This is a genomic window from Brevundimonas sp. ZS04 (assembly GCF_001956865.1).
GTDB lineage: Bacteria > Pseudomonadota > Alphaproteobacteria > Caulobacterales > Caulobacteraceae > Brevundimonas > Brevundimonas diminuta.
Genome location: NZ_MTHE01000001.1, coordinates 80543 through 99539 on the forward strand (window position 1 = coordinate 80543; position 18997 = coordinate 99539).

Genomic DNA, 18997 nt, shown 5'->3' on the forward strand with positions numbered 1-18997 from the left:
GCCCGTTCAGCCGCCTATCAACAAGGCATCGTCAAAGCCGCGCGCCATAACGGCCTGACGAGCGCGTTCGGCAGCCCCAGCATTGGGCCACGGACCAACCACGACACGGAACAACGGCCGTCCGTTCCTGTCGATGTTCTGCACCACGGCCTTGTCGCCGAGGCGCCGCGCGACCTGGTCTGCGCCGCGTCGATCAGAATAGGCGCCGGCCTGGACCCAATAGGCGTTCGAGGCAGCCGGTTGCGCTGCTGTGTAGACGGGCTGCGGGGCGGGCTGGGACGGGACCGCTGTGTTCTCGTAATAGGGGCGCGGCCCCTGGGACTGCGTCTGAACCTGAGTTGCTTGGGGCTGGCGCGCGCTGTCGGCTTCTGCTCGGCGGAGGGCCGTTCCCCCGCCCTGTCGCGGCGCAGGGCCGACATAACGGACGCGCACGTCCCCCACGCCTTGCTGCAGGAGGCCCAGTTCCTCGGCGGCTCCGCGCGACAGATCGATGATGCGTCCATCGACAAACGGCCCTCGGTCATTGACGCGCAGTATGACCCGGCGCCCATTGGCGCGGTTCGTCACCTCGACCAGGCTGGGCAAGGGCAAGGTCTTATGAGCGGCGGTCAGGCCGTTCATGTCGAACCGTTCGCCGGTCGAGGTTGAACGCCCGTGATGATAGCTGCCGTACCAGGACGCCTGCCCTACCTCGTCATAGTTGGGCTGTTCCTTCGGATGGTACCAACGACCGCGGATCTGATAGGGGCGCATGGTGCCCGAAACGATCGGAGCCGGATCGGTCACGACGGGCGCGCCGATCGGCGCATCGCCCTTACCGCCCAAGCTGGCGCACGCCGCCAGGGTCGAGAAGGCGGCGGCGATCATCGCGCCCTTCAGCAGTCTCGCCCACATGTTGCTTTTACTCCGGTCGTCTATCGATTTGGCCGAAATTAACGGCGGAGGTTTCCGGTTTGGTTAACGTCCCGTTTGCGCGTATGGCCTTGCGGCAAAGCCCCTCCCCGGCTGAACGTCAGAACCGAGCGCCTTGACCCCCTCCCTGTACAAGACCCGCACTGGGGTCTTCCTTCTCGCCACCCTATGCTGTGCGCTGTGGGGCAGCGCCTTTCCGGCCGTAAAAAGCGGCTACGCTCTGCTGAAGGTCGCGCCGACCGATATCGCCAGCCAGCTGCTGTTTGCAGGGTGGCGCTTCGCCCTGGCCGGGGCGATCCTCCTGATCGTCGCCATGGCGATGAAGAAGCCTGTTCTGGCGATGAGCCGTCGTCAGGCGGGACAGGTCGCCCTGCTTGGGCTGACCCAGACGGCCATCCAATACGTCTTCTTCTATATCGGCCTGGCCCATGCATCAGGCGTCAAATCCTCGATCATGAACGCGACCAGCGTCTTCTTCAGCGTCGTGCTGGCTCATTTCATCTATGCGGACGACCGTCTGAGCGGCCGCAAGGCGCTGGGCTGCCTGATCGGCTTCATGGGCGTGGTCGTGGTCAACCTGGGCGGCGGCGCGCTCGGCTTCGACTTCACTCTGCTGGGCGAAGGCTTCATCGTGATCGCGGCTTTCATCCTGGCGGCGGCCTCCATCTACGGCAAGCGGCTGTCACGCAGCCTCGACCCCATGGTGATGACCGGCTGGCAGTTGTTTGTCGGCGGCCTGATTCTGACAGCCGCAGGCATGGGGATGGACGGAGAACTGCAAGGCTTCGACCTGACGTCCGGAGCCCTGCTGCTTTACCTGGCTCTGCTGTCCTCAGTCGCCTTTGCGGTGTGGAGCCTGCTTTTGAAGCATAACCCCGTGGGAATGATCGCCGCCTTCAACTTCCTGATCCCGGTTTTCGGCGTGTCGCTGTCGGCGCTTTTCCTAGGCGAGTCCATGTTGCGTTGGAGCTATCTGATCGCGCTGGTTTTGGTTTGCGCGGGTATCTGGCTGGTCACACGTTCGGGCGCCGTGTCGAAGGTTAGCGGCGCCTAACGCTTTCCGCTTGGGTCACGCCCGCCTTGCCGCTATGCACAGGCGAACGCGAGCCGACTCGCGTGGGACAGGTGGCCGAGTGGTTTAAGGCAGCGGTCTTGAAAACCGCCGTAGGTGGAAGCCTACCGTGGGTTCGAATCCCACCCTGTCCGCCACCGGCCGTGATTTTATTGAATTTTTCCCCACTTTGGGGCCTCACCCATCAAACCACCCATCAAGAACTTTACGCCTGAATCGCACCTGTTCACGGCTGTTCAGGTGGTCCCATGGTGTTTCAGAGACCGTGCGGCCGCGCCGCTCGCCGCTTGATCATGTCTGAGGGCTTCGCCCCCGCGCCTTCGCCTCGACGAAGCCAGGTCATGTAGAGATTGAACAGGATTCCTCCCTTGGCTACGCCCACGCGACGCGCGCGCCGGCCCTTGCCGCGATAGACTTCGAATCCTGCCAGCCGCCCGGTCCGCTTCACCATCATTCGCCTCCGACTCATTCTCGCACGAGCTTGACCCATTCTCGGGCTTCACTGAACCCACCCCCCCGTGGGGCGCCCTCCCGTCACTGGGACGATATTTGTCCGTGCCCGCCGCGCGCTGTTCCGTCGCGGAGAACGGTGGGTTTGTTCGGAGGCGACCGCGAAGCCTTTGCACGACATCTCTCTGAGATGTGACGCCAGCCGTCGAGGTGCCTCAGCCCCCCACAGCACACGCGAGGGGGTCGGACGTGTCATGTCATCCGGCCTTCAGTTTGCTTCTCATGGCTGAGGACTGCTTGGCTGAACGCCTGGAGGCGTACCTTCACTTCGAGCGAGTGTACCCTCGCCGTAGGATACCCCCCGCCCGGGTCAATCTGGCGAAGCTCTGCCCACTCCAACATCTTTGGCACGCGCACTTGGGCTTGAACGTCGCCGTTGCGGTCGCCCGCCCGGGTTGGACCAAAAAGTCACGACGGCCAGGGAGCCCAAGAGCGTCAGCACCACACCCGCGATCGCAACGACCAGTCTATAGGCCACGCCTCCTATCTTGCCCGCATGGATCGGATACTGGGCGTTGATCACCCGTAGTCCAAGCGGCAGCCCCATGGCGTCGCGCGTCCCGACAATCCGTCCGTCGGCAGGATCGAACCAGACCTGGGTCCGGCCGTTGGGCAGCCATTCCGCCGCCCGCCGCATTCGCAGGCCGATCAGGCCCCCGGGCTTGGTCGGCAGGGCGACGATGCGCGCCTCGGCGTCGGGAAAGCGGGCCTGGGCGGCGGTCATCATGGCCGGCCAGTTCAGATCGGCGGACAAGGCCCCGCCCTCGTATTCGGGTGGAGCCATGACCGCCTTCAGATCCGCTCCCGGCGACAGAGCCTTGGCCAGTCCGTCATACAGGGGCGACAGAGCCACGATCGCCCCGGTCGTCAGAACCACGGCCAGAACCGGCGCACTCCACACACCCATGTCGCGATGGTGCTTGACGATCCCCGGCCGCTTCCACGCCTTCGGCAGGACCGCAAAGACGAAGGTGCGCCGCGTCGGCCACCACAGGATCACCCCTGTGATGACAAAGCCCAGACCAGACAGGCCTGCGATACCGGCGATGGTCTTTCCCACATCGCCGATCAGCAGATAGTGGTGCAGGTCAAACAGCCACAACTCCGGCCGCGCCCACAGACTGTCCCAGCGCGCCACGACCTCGCCCGACTGGGCGGCGTAGGCGCCGCGCGCCTTGTCCTCATAGTTCAGTCGGAGGACGCCCAGACTATCAGAAGCCAGGATGACCGAACGCGGACGGTCCGGCGCCGCAAACGCCTGATCCAGCGCCCCGCCAATGACGCTCGGGTCCGAAACCCGCGCCTCAGCGGCATGGGGCAAGACCAAGCGCAGCCAGTCGTCCTTGAACACCAGGACGGTACCAGTCAGCCCGAGAACGAACAGCAGCAGGCCGATCAGCCCCCCGGTCCAGCGATGCGCCAGTCGGACCAGACGCATCAGAAGCGACGGTCCCACCCGAGGGTGAAGGACCGGCCGCGTCCCGCGAAGTAGCGCAGGTTGTCAGCCGGATTGCTGGTGTCAGAGCTGTAGGTCACATAGTCCTCGTTGAAGAGGTTCTGCACCGCCAGCGACACGCCGCCAAAGGCGAAGTCATAGCGCAGGTAGGCGTCGGCCACCGTGTAGCCTTCGAAGTTGTTGCGCGCATCGCCGCCCTCGAAATCGCGCGCCAGATAGGCCTGAACCTGCAGACGTGCCGACAGCGGGCCGTTGGCGTAGACAGCGGCGGCGTTGATACGGTCCGGCGAGATGTTGGCCCCGTCCAGATCCCGGTCCACCCGGCCGTCGTCATTGGTGTCGGTCTGACCGCGCAGGCGGGCATAGCCGGTCGAAACCGTCAGCCCCTCGATCGGGGTGCGGGCACGCAGGTTCAGCTCCAGCCCCTCGATCTCGACCGCCTGCCGCTGGACGTCATAGACGCCGTCGGCGTTGCGAACGAGGAACTGCCCCAGATCCGATGAGGACCAGAAGTAGGACGCCCCGGCTTCGAACGACCCGCGCTTCACCTCCAGCCCGATCTCCTGATCGTCCGAGACGACCGGACTGATGTCTTGGAAGCCCTCGACCTTCACCCCATCGACGTTGATCGAGCGCAGGATGCGGCCCACATCGGGCACGGTGTAGCCCTCAGCGTAGCTGACGTAGGCGCGCACGCCGTCCAGGGGTTCATAGACCACGCCGCCGTTGACCAGGGTCGCCTCGAACCTGGGCTTGCCGCCCGTCACCCGCCGCGAACCATAGGAGGCCAGGGTGGTGAAGTCGTTGATCGACAGTTCGACATTCTCCTGACGCACGCCGCCAGACGCGCGAAGCTGTGAGCGACTGGTCCGAACTGGCCGCAGCTCACGGCGTGACGAAGACAAACATCAAGTTGATCGGCGAACGCCTGGCCCGTTTCAAGTGAACCATGCGCGATGCCGGCGCGCGCGCCAACGACCGCATCGTCGACACAGAATTTTTAGGTCGGCGGGATCAGAAACCGAAGTCGATCGGCTCCGGCTGAACCGGGACGCACGCCGTGCCCCCCGGTCTCCGATGCGCCGCCGGGCGTCCGGGTCGGCGACAATCGTCGCCTGCTCCGTGATCCGACCCCTAGCGCAGGCTCGGGAAAGGTCGGCGTCCCGGCGTGCGCCCTGGAGTCACCGTGGGAGGCTCAGGCGATCGAACCAGTCTCCATGGAGCATGATCATCCGGCGGCCTGGGATTCAGGCCGGGACGTAGAAGCAGCGCGAACGAACAAGACCCGCTCGGATCTGATTTCAGGCTTCAGGTCGAAACCCGCCTCGGCAAAGGCGCGCATCTGCGGCGATGCTGACGCAGCAGCCTCCGCTCGCCACCAATCCAGATCAGAGGACGCCTTGGGCAAGAAGCCTCCCACTATCCTCTCGATATCACGAAAGGTCAGCGTCACCGCCGTCATAGGCTGCGGCTGGGCGAACGCATTCCCCGGCAACTGATATAGGACCACGCCGTCGCGCAGGATGTCGGTCCAGAAATATTCCCCCCGCGTCAGGGCCTGATTCACCTCGGCCATGGTGTGGACGATGATGTTGACCGTTCGCCCCACAGCGGGATCGCGCAGGATCTTGTCCTCGGCCACGTACCAATAGTCGGCGATGTCGGTCAGCTTCTCATGGCTGACGATCACCAGGAGATCGAAGTCCGACAAATAACCATTGTCGGGTTCGTCGACCCAGTCGGTGCGGGCGTAGGATCCGAACAGGATGATCTTCAGCACGCGGCCGTCGCGCCGCCAGGACTGGGTGCCTCCGCCGCCGCTATGGATCGCCGCGTCGAACTCGGTCAGCAGGGTCGTGCGGACCCGCTCCAGTTCACGCTGCTGCTTGGCCGGCAGGTGGTCGAGATCAGCGCGCATGGAAGCACCCCTGCGAACGTGGCGCCATCGGATCGATCTTCATGCCTGGCAGGTTCGTTCGCATCCGCGCCCCAAATCACTTCTGCAAAAGCCTACATCGCCGCCTTGAGAAGCGCCACAATGAGGGAGGGTGTCCGCCGGGCTGTTGAGAACACGAGAGCTCGCGCGCCGACGCCTTTAGCTTTCGCCTGGACATAGCGGCGGCCATCCGAGCGGACGGACCACAGTCGCCGGTCCGGCGTCATGAAGCAAGTCGAACGCCGAGGGGCTACTGGGTCATGAGGTCGGGGGACGGCCATATCTGAAGCACGGACAGGCCTTCAGCAGCGGTGGCCTTCAGCATCTCGCCCTGCGGCTTGGACATATCTAGCCACGCGATGCCGTCTCCCGGCGCCAGCACAACGACCTGCCGATCATGATAGGGCGCAACATCCACGCCCGGTTCGGTCGTCAGCATCGCGAAGGCGCCGTCGCGAACAACGCCCGCGATCCAGAACCAGGGCTCCCCCGTCATCGTGAACAGCCACTTGGTCTTGCGCTTCTGACCTGGCGGGGCGTCGGTGAACTCATAGAAGCCATCGGCAGGGATCAGGCACCGCTTCGAACCGTCGAACCGTCGCCCATCCGACCGGAAATTGAACACCGGACGGCCGCCGGGTCCCTTCCACGACCAGGTCATCATCGTCAGCTGAAGCGCGTCGTCGTCGAGCATGATGATCGGCGCGCGATCACCGATCCGGATATCATCCGTCGCGGGCAGGTTGGGCTGGCCGTCAGGAAAATGCAGCGGCCTGTCCGCCTGGCGGAAGACATCCCCGATCACGTTCACCGGGACGTGGAGGCGATAGCTGTTGCACATGGAGCCAGCCTCTCATGCGTGCGCGCTCTTGTGGAGTCGTGCAGCCGAGCCCGTGAGCTCTAGCTCGCGCCAAGCAGCACCTTGATGTCGATCGCCCTCAACGGCCAAAACAGCCCATGCTGTTCGCCCGGCGGGGTCCCCATGAAGAACATTCGCCCTGAACAACCCATCCGCCGACAGCGGCAGGTCCGGCCGAACAGCACCAGGTCCGCGCCGTTCAGGCGCGCCATCAGTTCCAGATCGATGCGGAGATCCAGCTGACAGGCTGGACACCTGGCCATCACCACCCAGCCGTCACGCAGCATGACGCTGATCGTCGCCGGCGTGGCCAGGTGATAGGCTAGGCCACGCCGCTCGGGTTTTCTATAGCCCATGGCCGATCACTGCAGAACGACGACGCCGCCCCGGTCTCCAGCGGTCAGCCGCTCGAAAAGCGCCCTGCCCTTTTCCGCTGCGCCCGGCGATACCCGCCGCAACTCCGCAGCGATGCGCGCCTGCATGTTCAGCAAGACAGGATCGTGCCGCGCCGCCTCGCCGTGCTGCCACAAGGCCATCAGCCGTCCGAGCGCGAGATCCTCGCTCGTCGGTTCACTCGCCATCGGTCCGCACCGACCTTCGTTCGTATCCATGGTTTAGCTCCAGGCCAGCTAACCGACCCGATGCCGCTCTACGGCGCCATGCCTGCCAGCCTCAAGCTAAATGTTCTTATTTTGTTCCAACCTTGTGGGCAGGTCGAGGCGCTTCTCGCCGAGCGCGGCCGGAGACTGCGGCCAGAGGTCGCGACTAGCGCCTTAGCTATTGAGAGACGTTCTCAATACAACTACCGCCAATCTGTCTTTAGCTGGAGAGGCGCCATGAACCGTCGCATCGTCACACTTGCCGCCGTCGCCCTGGGCGCCCTGGCGCTCACCGCTTGCGGTCAGAAGGACGCCCCCGTCGACAAGGCCGGCCAGGCCGGGGTGCTGAACCTCTACACCGCGCGCCACTATGACGCCGACCAGAAGCTCTATGATCTGTTCGCCGAGAAGACCGGCATCGAGGTCAAGCGCATCGAGGGCAAGCCCGACGAACTGATCGCCCGCATGAAGGCCGAGGGCGCCAACAGCCCCGCCGACATCTTCATCGCTGCCGACGCGGGCGCCCTGTGGCGCGCCCAGGACGCGGGCCTGTTCCAGACGACGAACTCCGGCACGCTCAATCAGACCATCCCCGCCAACCTGCGCGCGCCGGACGGCCAATGGTTCGGCTTCTCGCGCCGCGCCCGCGTGGTCGCCTATGACCCCGCCAAGGTGAAGCCGGAAGAGATCGACGACTACGCCAAGCTGGCGGGGCCGCGTTTCAAGGGCAAGCTCTGCGTCCGCTCAGGCGATAACGTCTACAACCTGTCGCTGGTCGGCGCCCTGATCGAGGCCTGGGGGCCTGAGCGCGCCAAGCAGTGGGTCGAGGGCGTCGTCGCCAATATGGCCCGCCCGCCCGAAGGCGGCGACCGCGACCAGATCCGCGCCGTGGCGGCCGGGGTCTGCGAAGTCGCCCTGACCAACAGCTACTACTTCATCCGCATGGCGGCCGGCGACGACGCCGGCGACCGTCAGATCGCCGAGAAGCTGACCTTGGGCTTCCCGTCGCTGGACGGCCAGGGCGCGCACGTCAACATCTCGGGCGGCGGCCTGGCGGCCCACGCGCCGAACCGCGCCAATGCGGTGAAGTTCCTGGAGTTCCTGGCCTCGCCCGAAGCCCAGGCCATCGTCACCCAATCGAACTTCGAGTTCCCGGCCGTGGCTGACGCGGCGCCCGCCGAGGCAGTCGCGCCTTACGCCGGCTTTAAGGCCAACCCGATGTCCGTCGCCCGCTATGGCGTGCATCAGGCCCAGGCCCAATCGATGATCAGCGCGGCGGGTTGGCGATAACCACGACCCCAGCCAGCCATGATCGGAAGGCCCGCCGCGCGCGTCGCGGCGGGCCTTCGCCGTTGCGCCTGATGGCCATCGGCGCGGCGGTGGTCGCCCTGGCGCCTCTGGCCGGCGTGGTCTGGGCGGCGATGCAGCCTGGCATGGCCGACATCGCCGCCAAGGACGTGGCGCGCTACGCCGCAACCTCCGGCGTTCTGGCTTTAGGCGTGGCGGCGACTACGGCGGTCGTCGGCTCTCTGGCCGCCTGGCTGACGGCCATGCATCGGTTTCCGGGACGGGACGTCTTCGCCTGGGCCCTGGCCCTGCCGCTGGCGGCGCCCGCCTTCGCCCTGGCCTATGCCTATGCCCAGTTGTTCGACGTGGCGGGGCCGTTGCGGATGTGGATGCGACCGAGCCTGGGCTGGGACCTGCCGATCCAGATGCGGTCGGTTCCGGGGGCGATCTTCGTCCTGACCTGCGCCTTCTATCCCTATGTCTTCCTGGCCATGCGAACCGCCTTCCTGAACCAGTCGGTGCATCCGCTGGAGGCCGCGCGCACCCTGGGCTGTTCGGCCTGGCAGGCCTTCGTCCAGATCGCCTTGCCTCTGGCCCGGCCGGCGCTGGCCGCCGGCATGGCCCTGGCCGTTATGGAGACCCTGGCCGACTATGGCGCGGTGCAGTTCCTCAGCGTCCAGACCCTGACCACCGGCGTGGTGCGCGCCTGGTCGGTCTATGGCTCGCCCGCCTCGGCGGCGCGGTTCGCCCTGCCCCTGCTGGCGACAGCGGCGGTGCTGTTGTGGCTGGAGCGGTGGGGCCGCCAGGGCCGGGGCTATGAGAGCAGCCACGCCCGCTATCGCCCGTTGCAATCCGAGGCCCTGACCGGCTGGCGCGCGGTCGCGGCCACGGGCTTCTGCCTGGCCGTGCTGACCCTGGCCCTGATCCTGCCGGTCGGCTTCCTGCTGGTGCGGTCGCTGGAGATCACCCCGGACTGGGCGCGGCTGCTGGCGGCGGGTGCTCGGACGCTGGGCATGGGCGGGCTGGGCGCCCTGGCGACCGTCTTCTTGGCCACACTTTTGGCGCTGGGCGCCAGCCGCCTGCCGATCACAGCGCGGATCGCCAGCCTGGGCTACGCCACGCCGGGCGCCGTCATGGCCATCGGCCTGCTCGCCCCGGCCGCCGTGTTGTGGCGGCTGTCGCCCGGCGCGACCTCGGGGATCGGCGTGGGTGTGGCGCTGCTGACCTACGCCTATGCCGCGCGCCTGATGGCGGCGGCGCTCGAACCGATCGAGGCCGGCTTCTCCAAGGTCACCCCCGCCATGATCGGCGCCGCCCGCAGCCTGGGCCGCAGCGAGACCGGCGCGGCGCTGGCGGTGCAACTGCCCATCGCGCGCGGCGCCCTGCTGACCGCCGCCCTGATCGTCTTCATCGACGTGCTGAAGGAACTGCCGGCCACCCTGATCCTGCGGCCGTTCGACTTCGACACCCTGGCCGTGCTGGCCTCCAACTACGCCAATGACGAGCGCCTGCCGCAGGCGGGTTGGCCGTCACTGATGATCATCGCCCTAGCCCTGCCCGGCGTGATCTGGCTGACGCGCAAGATCGCCGCCTCCCGCCCCGGAGCCCCGCAATGACCGCCCCAGGAAACGTTTCAGCCCTGACCGTTCGCGGCGCCACCCGCCGTTTCGGCGCTCGCCTCGCCGTCGACGGCGTCGACCTGGACCTGCACGCGGGCCGCATCACCGCCCTGCTCGGCCCGTCGGGCTGCGGCAAGAGCACCCTTTTGCGGATGATCGCCGGGCTGGAGCCGATGGACGACGGGACGATCCACGCCGAAGGCCGGATGCTGGCCGACACCACGCGGTCTACCTCGCCCGAGGCGCGCGGCGTCGGGCTGGTGTTTCAGGACTACGCCCTGTTCCCGCACCTCAACGTCGCCGACAACGTCGCCTTCGGCCTGAAGGACCGGCCGCGCGCCGAGCGCCGCCGCACCGCCCTGGAGTGGCTGGACACGGTGCACCTGGCCGACCGCGCCGACGCCTGGCCTCACATGCTGTCGGGCGGCGAGCAGCAGCGCGTGGCCTTGGTGCGCGCCTTGGCGCGGCGGCCGCACACCGTCCTGCTGGACGAGCCCTTCTCAGGGCTCGACCGTCACCTGAAGTCCGAGGTGCGCCAGACCCTGATGGGCTCCCTGCGCGCGGCAGGCGCGGCCGTTCTCATGGTCACCCACGACGCCGAGGAGGCCCTGCTGATGGCCGACGACCTCGCGCTGATGGACAAGGGCCGCATCCTCCAGACTGGAGCGCCCGACGACGCCTATCTGCAGCCCGTCTCGCCAGCCGCCGCCCGCCTGCTGGGCGAAGCCGAACTGCTCTCGGCCGAGGTTCGGGCCGGCGTGGCGACGACCGCCTTCGGCCCCCTGCCCGCGCCCGACGCGCCCGACGGGCCCGCCTGGGTGATGATCCGCCCGGGCGACGCCATCGTATCGATGGAGGGCGCGGCCGCGACCGTGGTCGCCGTGGCTTTCGGCGGCCCCTTCATCGAGGTGAACGTTCAGGCCGGGGGCCAGACCCTGAGGCTGAGAACGACGGGACCAGCCCCCTCCATCGGCGAGGCGATACGCGTGACGCTCGACGCCGATCGCGCGCGCTTCTACCCCCGCCCCTGAGCCGAGCCGCAAATCCTGGCGCGGGGCCGGTGACCGGCAGTCGGGCCATGTCAGGCCAAACGGCTTGGGTGGCAGACGGAACTCGATAGCGTGGCCATACGTCCCGATCCGGGAACCCGTTTCTCTGGTCTCGGCGAGAGATCACCCAAGTTCGACGCCCCTTCCCCGTCCGGGAATGATCTGCGCCAGGCCTGCAGCCCCGACATCGAGGCTTACGTGCTGCCCCGAAACCAGCGCCCCCGTCCCGACCGAGAGCCGGGCGTACTGCTCCACGCCTTGGCCGTCCCGCACGATGACAAAACGCCTGGCCTCCAGTTCATCGTGCGAGCCCGCCTTGACGACCTCGCCCGCCAGACGACCCGGCCGCGCAATCTGCGCGACGCGTCCGCTTTCCAAGCGCCTCTGGTTGAGAGTCCGGATGATGTCTCGCCGAACCTCGAGCTCCCGGAGCGTGGTCTCCAGATCCGGACTGATGCGAAACCGCCGTCCTTCCCGCGTCGCCAGACCAAGCTCTTCGAGCGTTCTCAGTCGTCCTCGCGTCAGGGCCGACCAGGCGTCGGTCCCGCCCACGCCGTCGTCGATACGTCCGTCTTTATCGGCCGCCGCCAGGAGCCGCCGATCCAGCGCCGTGAACCGATCGGCCTGGGTCTCCTTCCAGACCCTTCGCTCGGCATCCACGCGCGACAGGTCGCCCAATCGTTCCTGCGCCGCCTCCTGGGCGCGGGCGCGTAGGCCGTAGCCGATATAGTCGCGGGGGATGACAAGGTCGCGGCCATCCGACCGCCGCCCCCGCATCAGGACGTGCGCGTGCGGCTGGTCGGTGTCGTAGTGGCAGGTCGCGATCCATGTCAGACCGGGCTGACCCAGGTCCGCCCCGACCCTCCCCATGACGTCGCGCACATAGGTCCGGAGGTCCCGTATCCGCTCCCCGTTCTCCGGAGAGACGATCAGGCGGAAGTGGTGCCGATCACCGCCCCAATTATTGACGGCTGCGCGGGCGTCGAGGTTGTCGATTTCGCGGTCGAAGAACTCGGCTCGGTCGCCTTCGACGCCAGCGCCTTGCCGCCCCAGATAGACGACATGCGCCGCCAAGGCGGCGGCCCTGGCGGCCCCCTTCCCGAGATGGCGCGAGACCATGGCCTTGACGATCACCCGCTGACGAACATCGAGCCGAAAGGCGCGGCCGGACCGATTCTGCGCCGCCCTGAGCGCACCGACGCGGTCCCCCAGAGCGAAGTTTCTCGACGCCGCCAGACGAATGAACATGGCGGTGCGGACATCGCACTGGTCGCGTTTCAGCCTCCCGGGCAGTTGGACCCGCAAGCCGTCGTCGTCGGCCTCCGGCGCCTGCGTCAGAAGCTCCTCAAAGCGGTCACGCACCAACATCGACAGCTCCATCCACTGCCCAAGGCGACGACTGGATTCCGCGACTTGCGGCAAGTCGTGAGAGCCACGCTCCACGCCGTCTAAACCATGGAGAATATAGGCGAAAAAGGGCCTGCCAATCTCCTCCTTTTATCTTGCCCTAAGCCCCATTTCCCAGATTTCCGGACATTGCATTCAACACCGACCACATCCGATCAAACCCCGTCAAACTCGCCGCCACATTTCGCTACGAGGCCGCCGCCGCCCGCCACAGCCCTCCGGACGGCATGACGAAACCCGCCCGGCCGAAGCCGAGCGGGTCAGGTCGAACGCCATGACGTCGATGTCTCTCAGTGTGGTCGCGATCGTACCGCCAGATGCCGAACGCCCTGTTCCATCGCCTTCTGCCCGAGGTTGAGCGCCGGCCCGAACGGACGCCCGTCCGCCGCCCTCGCCTCGTCCAGGGAGCGGGCCAGAGTGAGGCAGCAGGTCGGCTCGAGCGCGATCAGGTCGTCGTTCGCCCTGAAGGGAGCCGCCTTGCCGTGGGCGTCGAAGTCCGCCCGGGCGAGGATCAGCTTCACCCCCTTCTGCTTCGACCACTGGATCGCCAGCTTCTCGGCGCCCTTCGCCCCCGTGGTCGCGAGCGCCATGTCCGGCCACTCCGCCAGGGCCCAGTTCAGGGCGTCGAAGATCCTCGCCGCATCGTCGCGGCTGTCAGCCGTCGGCGCGCCCCTGAAGGCCACCACCGGTCCGCCCGGATGGGTCTCTTCCGCTCGCCGGTTGCGGATCGCCCGGATCGCCTGTTTCGCCTCCAGCTGGGCGGCGGTCAGATGCGTGCCGCGCCGGCTTCCGCGCCAGGCGGTCCAGACCTCGCCGGTGGCGACCGTCCAGGTCTCGGCCGCGGCGTCCCGGATCATTTCGGCCGCCCTGGTCGCCGCGTCGCCGGCCCGGCCCCTGGCCGTCGCTTCCTGAAGTTCGACGTCGGCCGCCTCCGATCCGTCGAAGTCGCGATCCAGCCGGCGCATCGCATCGCGCGCCCGGTCCGCATCGCGCTCGATCCGTCCGGCCGCCGAATGGAAGGCGCCGATCAGGGCTTCTCCAAGGAGGGTCTGGAAGTCCTCCAGCGCCGTGTCGGAGATCAGGTCCAGAAGTTCAGTCATGAGGGCGTGCCCGAGCTGAACCAGGGCCTCCTCGGTCGGATGCGGGCGCATATCGCCGAGCGTGGCGGTCAGGTCGTCGAAGGCGGAGTCGGACTTCTGGGCGAAGGGCGAGGTGAAGGCGGGGTTCGAGCTGTGCATCGGATCATTTCCTGTTCTGAAATGTCGCAGCGCCCCATGCGCAACGACCCCGCTCCTGGCCACGTCGGGGCCCCCGGCGGTCACCGGAGCGGACCGCCTCTCGCGGGCCGTGGAGGGAAACGGCGAAGCCGTTGACGGCCGGGGTGACGTGACAGGATCGGAGGGCGTTGTGTGGGGGCATGTCCTCGTCCCTCTTGGGACGAGGACGCCTTTCGGCGCCGTCGCGCCGATGGGGACGATGGACAACGCACGCCCCCGACCGCGACGACGGCCGGCCGTCGTCGCCTGCACTCGCGTTCGGGATACCCATCAGTCGATGGCGACCGACCTCAGCAGACTGTCGACCGAACAGGATCGACGCTGATAGCCGACGGCGGCGTGCGCGGCGCAGAAGGCGCCGCGCGCGACCGTCCGGCCGCACAGGCCGAACCCGGCTTCGCCCGGATGGCCGTAGGGCCATCGACACTCCCCCCGTCCGACAGTGAGGACGGTGGCGGTGGCGGTCGCGGGCATGTCAGGCCGCGCATCAACGCGAGGCGAACGCAAGGACGTCTTCGGTCGATGGGCGCCCGCTCGCGACCGGACGATGGACAAGGCCGCGACCTGAGGCCCGCGCCCCAGGCCCAGTCGGTGGAGCTTGCCGAGAACGGCGCAGCGGGAGACCTCGCGCCCCAGGTCGCGGGCGATCTGGGCGGCGCTCCACCCCTGGCGCCAGAGGTCGGTCAGGCGAGCAATCCTGTCTTCGGTCCAGATGGAGGCGGTCATGACGAAACCCGTGGTCAGCGAGCCCGATCGGCTCGCCCCAGACCGCCCTTCCTCCGTCCTCCCTTCCTTCGTCCTCCCTGGCCGACACGACAATGGCCCGGCGCAGAGGCGCCGGGCCAGGACGTCAGCCTGAAAGGGCCGGATCTGGATCAGAACGGGATGTCGTCGTTCAGATCGTGAGCGGCCCCGGCCTTCTGAATGCCGCCGTCGGCGGACTGGTCTCCGTCGGTGGCGCTTTCGCGACGGTTCTTCAACCGGATGTCGTCCACGACCAGGCGGAGGTCGTAGTGTTCGACGCCGTCCTTGCCGATCCAGCTGTCATTTTCGACATGGCCCTGGATCACCACCCGGCTGCCTTTCCGGGCGAAGGGCGCAATATAGTTCTCGGTCGTCGCCTCGTTGAAGCAGATGCAGTTGAAGCCGGTCGTGCGCTCGCCCGGCGTGCCGTCCGAACGACGAAACCGCGTCGTCTCCAGCACGCGAAAGCTCGCGCGCTTCCTGCCGGAATCCTTCGCCGCGAGGATGGAAGGAGCGGCGGTGAGATAGCCTTCAAGCGTCAGGGTCTGCATGGTCAGTCTCCTTGAAATGAATGATGAGGGATCAGGCGGCCGCCTGTTCGGGAACGGCGGCCTGGCGATCCTCGGCCCAGTCGAGGACCGTCAGCCGGTTCACCACCAGTTCCTTGGCGGCGCGTTCCGTGCCGTCGCGGGCCGTATAGGCGGTGTCGATGAAGGCGCCGACGACGAGGGCTTCGCAGCCCTGGGCGAGCCCCCGGGCGATGACCTTCTCGTTCAGCCCCTTCGACCAGCTGACGCAGTTGACGCCGACGATACGGTCCTTGCCCGCAAGGTCCACGCCGCGCTTCTCGAGCAGCCGGAACACCGCCTTGGCGAAGTCCGGACTGATCTGGGGGTCGGCCGCCAGCCGGCCGGTGAACACCATGGTCTGCATCTTCAGTCTCCTGTTGATCCGAAGCGTCCAGGGAGCCGTTCTCCCTGTTCCGCCTCGCCCCTGATCCTCCCTTCCTTCGCCCTCCCCCGGACCGATCCCGCCGCGCGCCGCGCGACGGAACCGGCCCTCGACCGTCAGACGGCCTGGTTCCGCAGGACGGCTTCGCCGGCCGGCGTCACCACGAAGACTCCAACTCCATCGAGGCCGCCGTGGTCCGGATCGTCATCGCGCCCGGGTTCGTTCCCCGTCTCGCCCCCGGTCTCGTTCCCGGTATCGTCCCCGATCTCGACGTCGGCCCCGTCGCAGGCCTCGTCGCAGGCCGTCGCCTCGCCCCCTTCCGACCCAGGCTCGGCCTTCGGCCCGTCCGCCTCACCCGACGGTTCGGCGCCCTCGGTCGCGGCGTCGTCTTCCGGCGGCGCCGTCCAGGACAGGCAGGCCGGAGCCCAGTTCCGTTCGGCCGCCTGATCGGCCGTCCAGGCGACCAGTTCGGTCTTCTTCAGCCGCCCGACCTCCTCCGACGACGCGCCCATGGCCGCGAGCATGCCCAGCAACTGGTCTTTGGAGTGCGACTGAAGGAAGGGCGCGTCCGGCGTCCACACGCGCGTGACATCCGCCTCGCACAGGGCGGCCAGTTCGGCGGCCTCGGCCCGGGCCGATCCCCGGACCAGGGTCGTCCTCTCTTCACGCAGATCCAGACTGAGGGCCGTCAGTTCGGCGAGCAGGCCGAGCCGGTCATCGGCCGCCAGGCCGTGCACCCATGCGACCAGGGTCTGGCCGGACGCCTCCCAGGCGCGACGTCGATCGTCCAGACGCTCGCGCACCGCCCCATCCAGGGCCTCGATCACCCGGCCGCCGGTCGGGCTGAAGACAGAGGCGGTCACGGTCAGGGCGGATTCAGAACGGCCTATCGAGGGGCGGACCGCCAGGACGCTAAAGAGACGCGCCGTCAGGGCGGTCAGGGCGACATCGGGCGCGTCGGCCAGGGCGCGGATCAGCCCCCGCGTCGCGACGTCGGTGCGCACCGCATGGAGAGCGTGGGTCACCCCTTCGGTCTCCGGCTCCGGCGCTTCGGCGCGTGGCGGCGCATAGGCGGGCTGCGACCGCCTCCAGATCTCCGGCGCCGCCTCATCGTCGGCCTCGAAGCCGGCGTCGTCGTCGGGCTCCGCCTCGGCTGGTCCGTAGCATTCGACCTCCACCCCGATCCGAAGCGACGGCCGCAGCACCACGACGGTCGCGACACGCTCGCCCGATCCCGCCTGGTCCTGGGCGATGCGTGCGCGGATCAGGGGCTCCAGCCTAGCGACGACATCGTCCCCGACCCCTTCCGCCTCCAGGACGTCGGCGGCCGCCTGGGCGCGCTCACGGGCCTCGCGGTAGAGGGTCGCCGAAGCCTCCGAAAGCGCGCCGCCGTAGGCGTAGCCAAGTCGCTCCAGATCTTCGGCCAGGTCCGGGGACGGACCCGCGCTGAGATGGACCGTCAGGCCTTCGCTCTCCAGAAGGGCTGCGACCTCTCCCGTCCGTTTCATCCAGGCCTGCGTCAGCCGGTCGGGATCGAGCAGGACCGGCGGCCGCTCCCCGAACAGGTCGGTCTCGGTCCGGCCGCCCGCAGCCGCATAGAGGGCGGGCGTCACCAGGCCGCAACGTGGGTCGCGCGTCGTGGTCCGCCCGGCGTCGAGACGCTCCGTGATGCGCCATTCGGGCAGGCCATGGCCGTCGAGCGCGCCCTGGGCCAGTTCGGCCTGTTCGTCCGCGTCCTTGAGCCGGGCCAGGAGTCTGGCCTGGCGTAGGGTGAGCCGACCGGTCTTCAGCGCCTCGAGCGCGACGGCCGGAAGGGCCGAGAGCGCCGCCAGCCGCCGGATTTCCACTTCGCCGTATCCAAGCGCCCGGGCGATCGCGACGACCGTGAGCCGGGACTTGAGCATCCGGCCGATGGCGACCACGACGTCGGCGACATGGACCGGCACGGCCGTATTGGTCAGGACGGTCGCCGCCGCCTGGCGCGCCCGGTCGGTCTCGACGAAGACCTCGACCGGATGATCGTCGCCCAAGACGCCGGCGTCGCGCAGCAGACGCAGAGCCAGCAGCCGGCGGCGGCCGTCCAGCACCATGAAGGCCGCCTCGCGACGGCGTCCGGGTCGGACGGTCGGAAACTGCCGCAGGCCGGCGGCGGCGATGGTGTCGGCGAGTTGCGGAATCTCGTCGTCGGCGGCCTCGCCGTAGCGAAGGTTCTCGGGCGCGATGTCGAGATCGGCGAGATGGACGGTGCGCTGGCTGCGCGTCAGAACCGAGGTCGTCGGTGGCGTGGACTGCGCCTGGGCGACGTCGGATCGAGCCTCGAGGCGGTGGATACGGGTCCGGGCGTGACGGGACATGGATCTTCTCCCGCCGGCCGGCGGAGCCTATCCCCGCCGTACCGGCGCCCCGCCTCGCCCTTCCTCCCCGCCTTTCCGGGGCGCCGCCCCGGCGTCGTTCCAGTCGCCGAAAGGATGCGGCGGCAGGCGCAGGCAGACCTCGACGCCCTGCGACCGAAGTCGGCGCCGGAGGCGCGCGGCGGCCTCTTCACCCGCCGGTCCGCGATCGGCCGCAATGACCACCTTGCGCACCGTCGCCGGGGCCGACCAGCGGGCGAGATTGCCGGCCGACAGGAGCGCCCACCCTGGCAGGCCGAAGCGCGCCGAAGCCGACAGGGTCGTCATCACCCCTTCCCCGACCACCAGGACCGGACCAGGCGGCTCCAGGCACACCGCCGCGCCGGCCGGCACGAGGCCCACCGTCTTGCGCGCCAGCCGCAACCGGCGGGCGCGCTGGCCGTCCGGGTCAAGATAGGTGAGTTCGACGGCCCTCAGCCGTCCGTCCGGGGCCCGGACGGCGGCGACCAGGGCCGGACAGGTCGGCCCCCCGTCGTGAAACACCGACACCGGGGCGGCCGGGTGACGACGGAGGTCGCCCAGGCGGGCTGGCGGCGTTTCGATCCCGCGCCGCCGGAGATGGCGCGCGCACAGGTCGCCCTCGACGATCGGGATCGTCGACGCCCAGAGGCGGCGTGCCACCTCGATCCGGACCCCGGGGTCGGGAAGCGCGGTCGAGGACGCGGCCAGAGACGGGCGTGCGCCGGTCACCCGGCCTTCGACGTCAATCAGGCCGAGAGCGCGGAGGTGGTCGCGTACCGATCGCCAGTCCGCGGCGCCGAAACCATGGATCACCAGACGGTCCCCTTCCAGCAGCAGGGACACCGATCGGTCGGCCTGGCTGTGGCCGGGCGCCGGGACATTGGCGCGACGCCCGCCCTGATAGAGGTCGCCGCCCAGGGCGGCGACGATGGGGTGGAGGCTCATGG

Annotated in this window: 18 protein-coding genes and 1 tRNA gene; 5 read left to right on the forward strand and 14 right to left on the reverse strand. The window is 68.2% G+C overall.

The genetic code is table 11. The features are described 5' to 3' along the window. Positions 1–6 precede the first annotated feature (6 nt). On the reverse strand, positions 7–894 hold the full coding sequence (locus BJP32_RS00375; protein WP_003164889.1) for a septal ring lytic transglycosylase RlpA family protein: 888 nt from the start codon (positions 892–894) through the stop codon (positions 7–9). A gap of 133 nt (positions 895–1027) precedes the next feature. Between BJP32_RS00375 and BJP32_RS00380 the strand changes: the two genes are divergently transcribed. Beyond that, on the forward strand, positions 1028–1966 hold the full coding sequence (locus BJP32_RS00380) for a DMT family transporter (RefSeq protein ID WP_046654022.1): 939 nt from the start codon (positions 1028–1030) through the stop codon (positions 1964–1966). Positions 1967–2031: 65 nt separating this feature from the next. Then, a tRNA-Ser gene (locus tag BJP32_RS00385) sits at positions 2032–2121 on the forward strand. A gap of 683 nt (positions 2122–2804) precedes the next feature. Here BJP32_RS00385 and BJP32_RS00395 read toward each other — a convergent pair. The 6 genes from BJP32_RS00395 to BJP32_RS00420 all read right to left on the reverse strand — a co-directional run bounded on the left by BJP32_RS00395 (position 2805) and on the right by BJP32_RS00420 (position 7356). After that, complete coding sequence (locus tag BJP32_RS00395) at positions 2805–3932, reverse strand: PepSY domain-containing protein (protein WP_076222489.1); 1128 nt, start codon at positions 3930–3932, stop codon at positions 2805–2807. Next, positions 3932–4786, reverse strand: coding sequence for a TonB-dependent receptor domain-containing protein (locus tag BJP32_RS00400; protein ID WP_233126644.1), 855 nt, complete (start codon positions 4784–4786; stop codon positions 3932–3934). The genes BJP32_RS00395 and BJP32_RS00400 overlap by 1 nt, the downstream gene beginning before the upstream one ends. 392 nt (positions 4787–5178) lie before the next feature. Continuing rightward, positions 5179–5868, reverse strand: a complete 690-nt coding sequence (locus BJP32_RS00405) for a hypothetical protein (RefSeq protein ID WP_233126645.1) — start codon at positions 5866–5868, stop codon at positions 5179–5181. 268 nt (positions 5869–6136) lie between these two features. Beyond that, the gene (locus tag BJP32_RS00410) at positions 6137–6727 is read right to left on the reverse strand and encodes an SOS response-associated peptidase family protein (RefSeq protein WP_076222491.1); all 591 of its coding nucleotides are present in this window, start codon (positions 6725–6727) and stop codon (positions 6137–6139) included. 59 nt (positions 6728–6786) lie between these two features. After that, complete coding sequence (locus tag BJP32_RS00415; protein WP_003164928.1) at positions 6787–7101, reverse strand: hypothetical protein; 315 nt, start codon at positions 7099–7101, stop codon at positions 6787–6789. A gap of 6 nt (positions 7102–7107) precedes the next feature. Next, entirely contained in the window at positions 7108–7356 is a 249-nt protein-coding gene (locus BJP32_RS00420; RefSeq protein ID WP_128116097.1) for a hypothetical protein, read from the reverse strand. A 225-nt stretch (positions 7357–7581) separates the two neighbouring features. On the opposite strand from BJP32_RS00420, the gene BJP32_RS00425 reads away from it, so the two are divergent. The 3 genes from BJP32_RS00425 to BJP32_RS00435 all read left to right on the forward strand — a co-directional run bounded on the left by BJP32_RS00425 (position 7582) and on the right by BJP32_RS00435 (position 11281). Beyond that, positions 7582–8634 carry an extracellular solute-binding protein gene (locus BJP32_RS00425; protein ID WP_233126646.1) on the forward strand — a complete coding sequence of 351 codons (1053 nt, stop codon included), beginning with the start codon at positions 7582–7584 and terminating at the stop codon, positions 8632–8634. Positions 8635–8705: 71 nt separating this feature from the next. Beyond that, the gene (locus BJP32_RS00430) at positions 8706–10247 is read left to right on the forward strand and encodes an iron ABC transporter permease (RefSeq protein ID WP_046654045.1); all 1542 of its coding nucleotides are present in this window, start codon (positions 8706–8708) and stop codon (positions 10245–10247) included. Continuing rightward, a complete protein-coding gene (locus tag BJP32_RS00435) occupies positions 10244–11281 on the forward strand; it encodes an ABC transporter ATP-binding protein (RefSeq protein ID WP_046654027.1) in 1038 nt (345 codons plus the stop codon). Before BJP32_RS00430 ends, BJP32_RS00435 begins: the two co-directional genes overlap by 4 nt. Positions 11282–11422: 141 nt before the next feature. Here the strand turns inward: BJP32_RS00435 and BJP32_RS00440 are convergent, their stop codons facing one another. From BJP32_RS00440 to BJP32_RS00470, 7 genes are all read right to left on the reverse strand, one after another. Continuing rightward, positions 11423–12679: a DUF3363 domain-containing protein gene (locus BJP32_RS00440; protein WP_003164932.1), complete on the reverse strand. Its 1257-nt coding sequence runs from the start codon at positions 12677–12679 to the stop codon at positions 11423–11425. A gap of 317 nt (positions 12680–12996) precedes the next feature. Continuing rightward, positions 12997–13944 (reverse strand): DUF2493 domain-containing protein, encoded by a 948-nt coding sequence (locus BJP32_RS00445; protein WP_076222493.1) that lies wholly within the window; start codon positions 13942–13944, stop codon positions 12997–12999. A gap of 309 nt (positions 13945–14253) precedes the next feature. Beyond that, positions 14254–14709, reverse strand: a complete 456-nt coding sequence (locus tag BJP32_RS00450; protein WP_003164934.1) for a GcrA family cell cycle regulator — start codon at positions 14707–14709, stop codon at positions 14254–14256. Positions 14710–14858: 149 nt separating this feature from the next. Then, positions 14859–15278 carry a single-stranded DNA-binding protein gene (locus tag BJP32_RS00455; RefSeq protein WP_076222495.1) on the reverse strand — a complete coding sequence of 140 codons (420 nt, stop codon included), beginning with the start codon at positions 15276–15278 and terminating at the stop codon, positions 14859–14861. 31 nt (positions 15279–15309) lie between these two features. Next, entirely contained in the window at positions 15310–15660 is a 351-nt protein-coding gene (locus tag BJP32_RS00460; protein WP_003164936.1) for a hypothetical protein, read from the reverse strand. Positions 15661–15794: 134 nt separating this feature from the next. Further along, positions 15795–18032 carry a ParB N-terminal domain-containing protein gene (locus BJP32_RS00465; RefSeq protein WP_076222497.1) on the reverse strand — a complete coding sequence of 746 codons (2238 nt, stop codon included), beginning with the start codon at positions 18030–18032 and terminating at the stop codon, positions 15795–15797. A 27-nt stretch (positions 18033–18059) separates the two neighbouring features. Next, on the reverse strand, positions 18060–18995 hold the full coding sequence (locus BJP32_RS00470; protein WP_046654030.1) for a toprim domain-containing protein: 936 nt from the start codon (positions 18993–18995) through the stop codon (positions 18060–18062). Between the last annotated feature and the right edge of the window lie 2 nt (positions 18996–18997).

Coding starts and splice junctions, on each gene's coding strand:
- BJP32_RS00375 (WP_003164889.1), bottom strand. CDS start 894: ATGTGGGCGAGACTGCTGAAGGGCGCGATGATCGCCGCCGCCTTCTCG.
- BJP32_RS00395 (WP_076222489.1), bottom strand. CDS start 3,932: ATGCGTCTGGTCCGACTGGCGCATCGCTGGACCGGGGGGCTGATCGGC.
- BJP32_RS00405 (WP_233126645.1), bottom strand. CDS start 5,868: ATGCGCGCTGATCTCGACCACCTGCCGGCCAAGCAGCAGCGTGAACTG.
- BJP32_RS00410 (WP_076222491.1), bottom strand. CDS start 6,727: ATGTGCAACAGCTATCGCCTCCACGTCCCGGTGAACGTGATCGGGGAT.
- BJP32_RS00415 (WP_003164928.1), bottom strand. CDS start 7,101: ATGGGCTATAGAAAACCCGAGCGGCGTGGCCTAGCCTATCACCTGGCC.
- BJP32_RS00420 (WP_128116097.1), bottom strand. CDS start 7,356: ATGGATACGAACGAAGGTCGGTGCGGACCGATGGCGAGTGAACCGACG.
- BJP32_RS00425 (WP_233126646.1), top strand. CDS start 7,582: ATGAACCGTCGCATCGTCACACTTGCCGCCGTCGCCCTGGGCGCCCTG.
- BJP32_RS00430 (WP_046654045.1), top strand. CDS start 8,706: ATGGCCATCGGCGCGGCGGTGGTCGCCCTGGCGCCTCTGGCCGGCGTG.
- BJP32_RS00435 (WP_046654027.1), top strand. CDS start 10,244: ATGACCGCCCCAGGAAACGTTTCAGCCCTGACCGTTCGCGGCGCCACC.
- BJP32_RS00440 (WP_003164932.1), bottom strand. CDS start 12,679: ATGGAGCTGTCGATGTTGGTGCGTGACCGCTTTGAGGAGCTTCTGACG.
- BJP32_RS00445 (WP_076222493.1), bottom strand. CDS start 13,944: ATGCACAGCTCGAACCCCGCCTTCACCTCGCCCTTCGCCCAGAAGTCC.
- BJP32_RS00450 (WP_003164934.1), bottom strand. CDS start 14,709: ATGACCGCCTCCATCTGGACCGAAGACAGGATTGCTCGCCTGACCGAC.
- BJP32_RS00455 (WP_076222495.1), bottom strand. CDS start 15,278: ATGCAGACCCTGACGCTTGAAGGCTATCTCACCGCCGCTCCTTCCATC.
- BJP32_RS00460 (WP_003164936.1), bottom strand. CDS start 15,660: ATGCAGACCATGGTGTTCACCGGCCGGCTGGCGGCCGACCCCCAGATC.
- BJP32_RS00465 (WP_076222497.1), bottom strand. CDS start 18,032: ATGTCCCGTCACGCCCGGACCCGTATCCACCGCCTCGAGGCTCGATCC.
- BJP32_RS00470 (WP_046654030.1), bottom strand. CDS start 18,995: ATGAGCCTCCACCCCATCGTCGCCGCCCTGGGCGGCGACCTCTATCAG.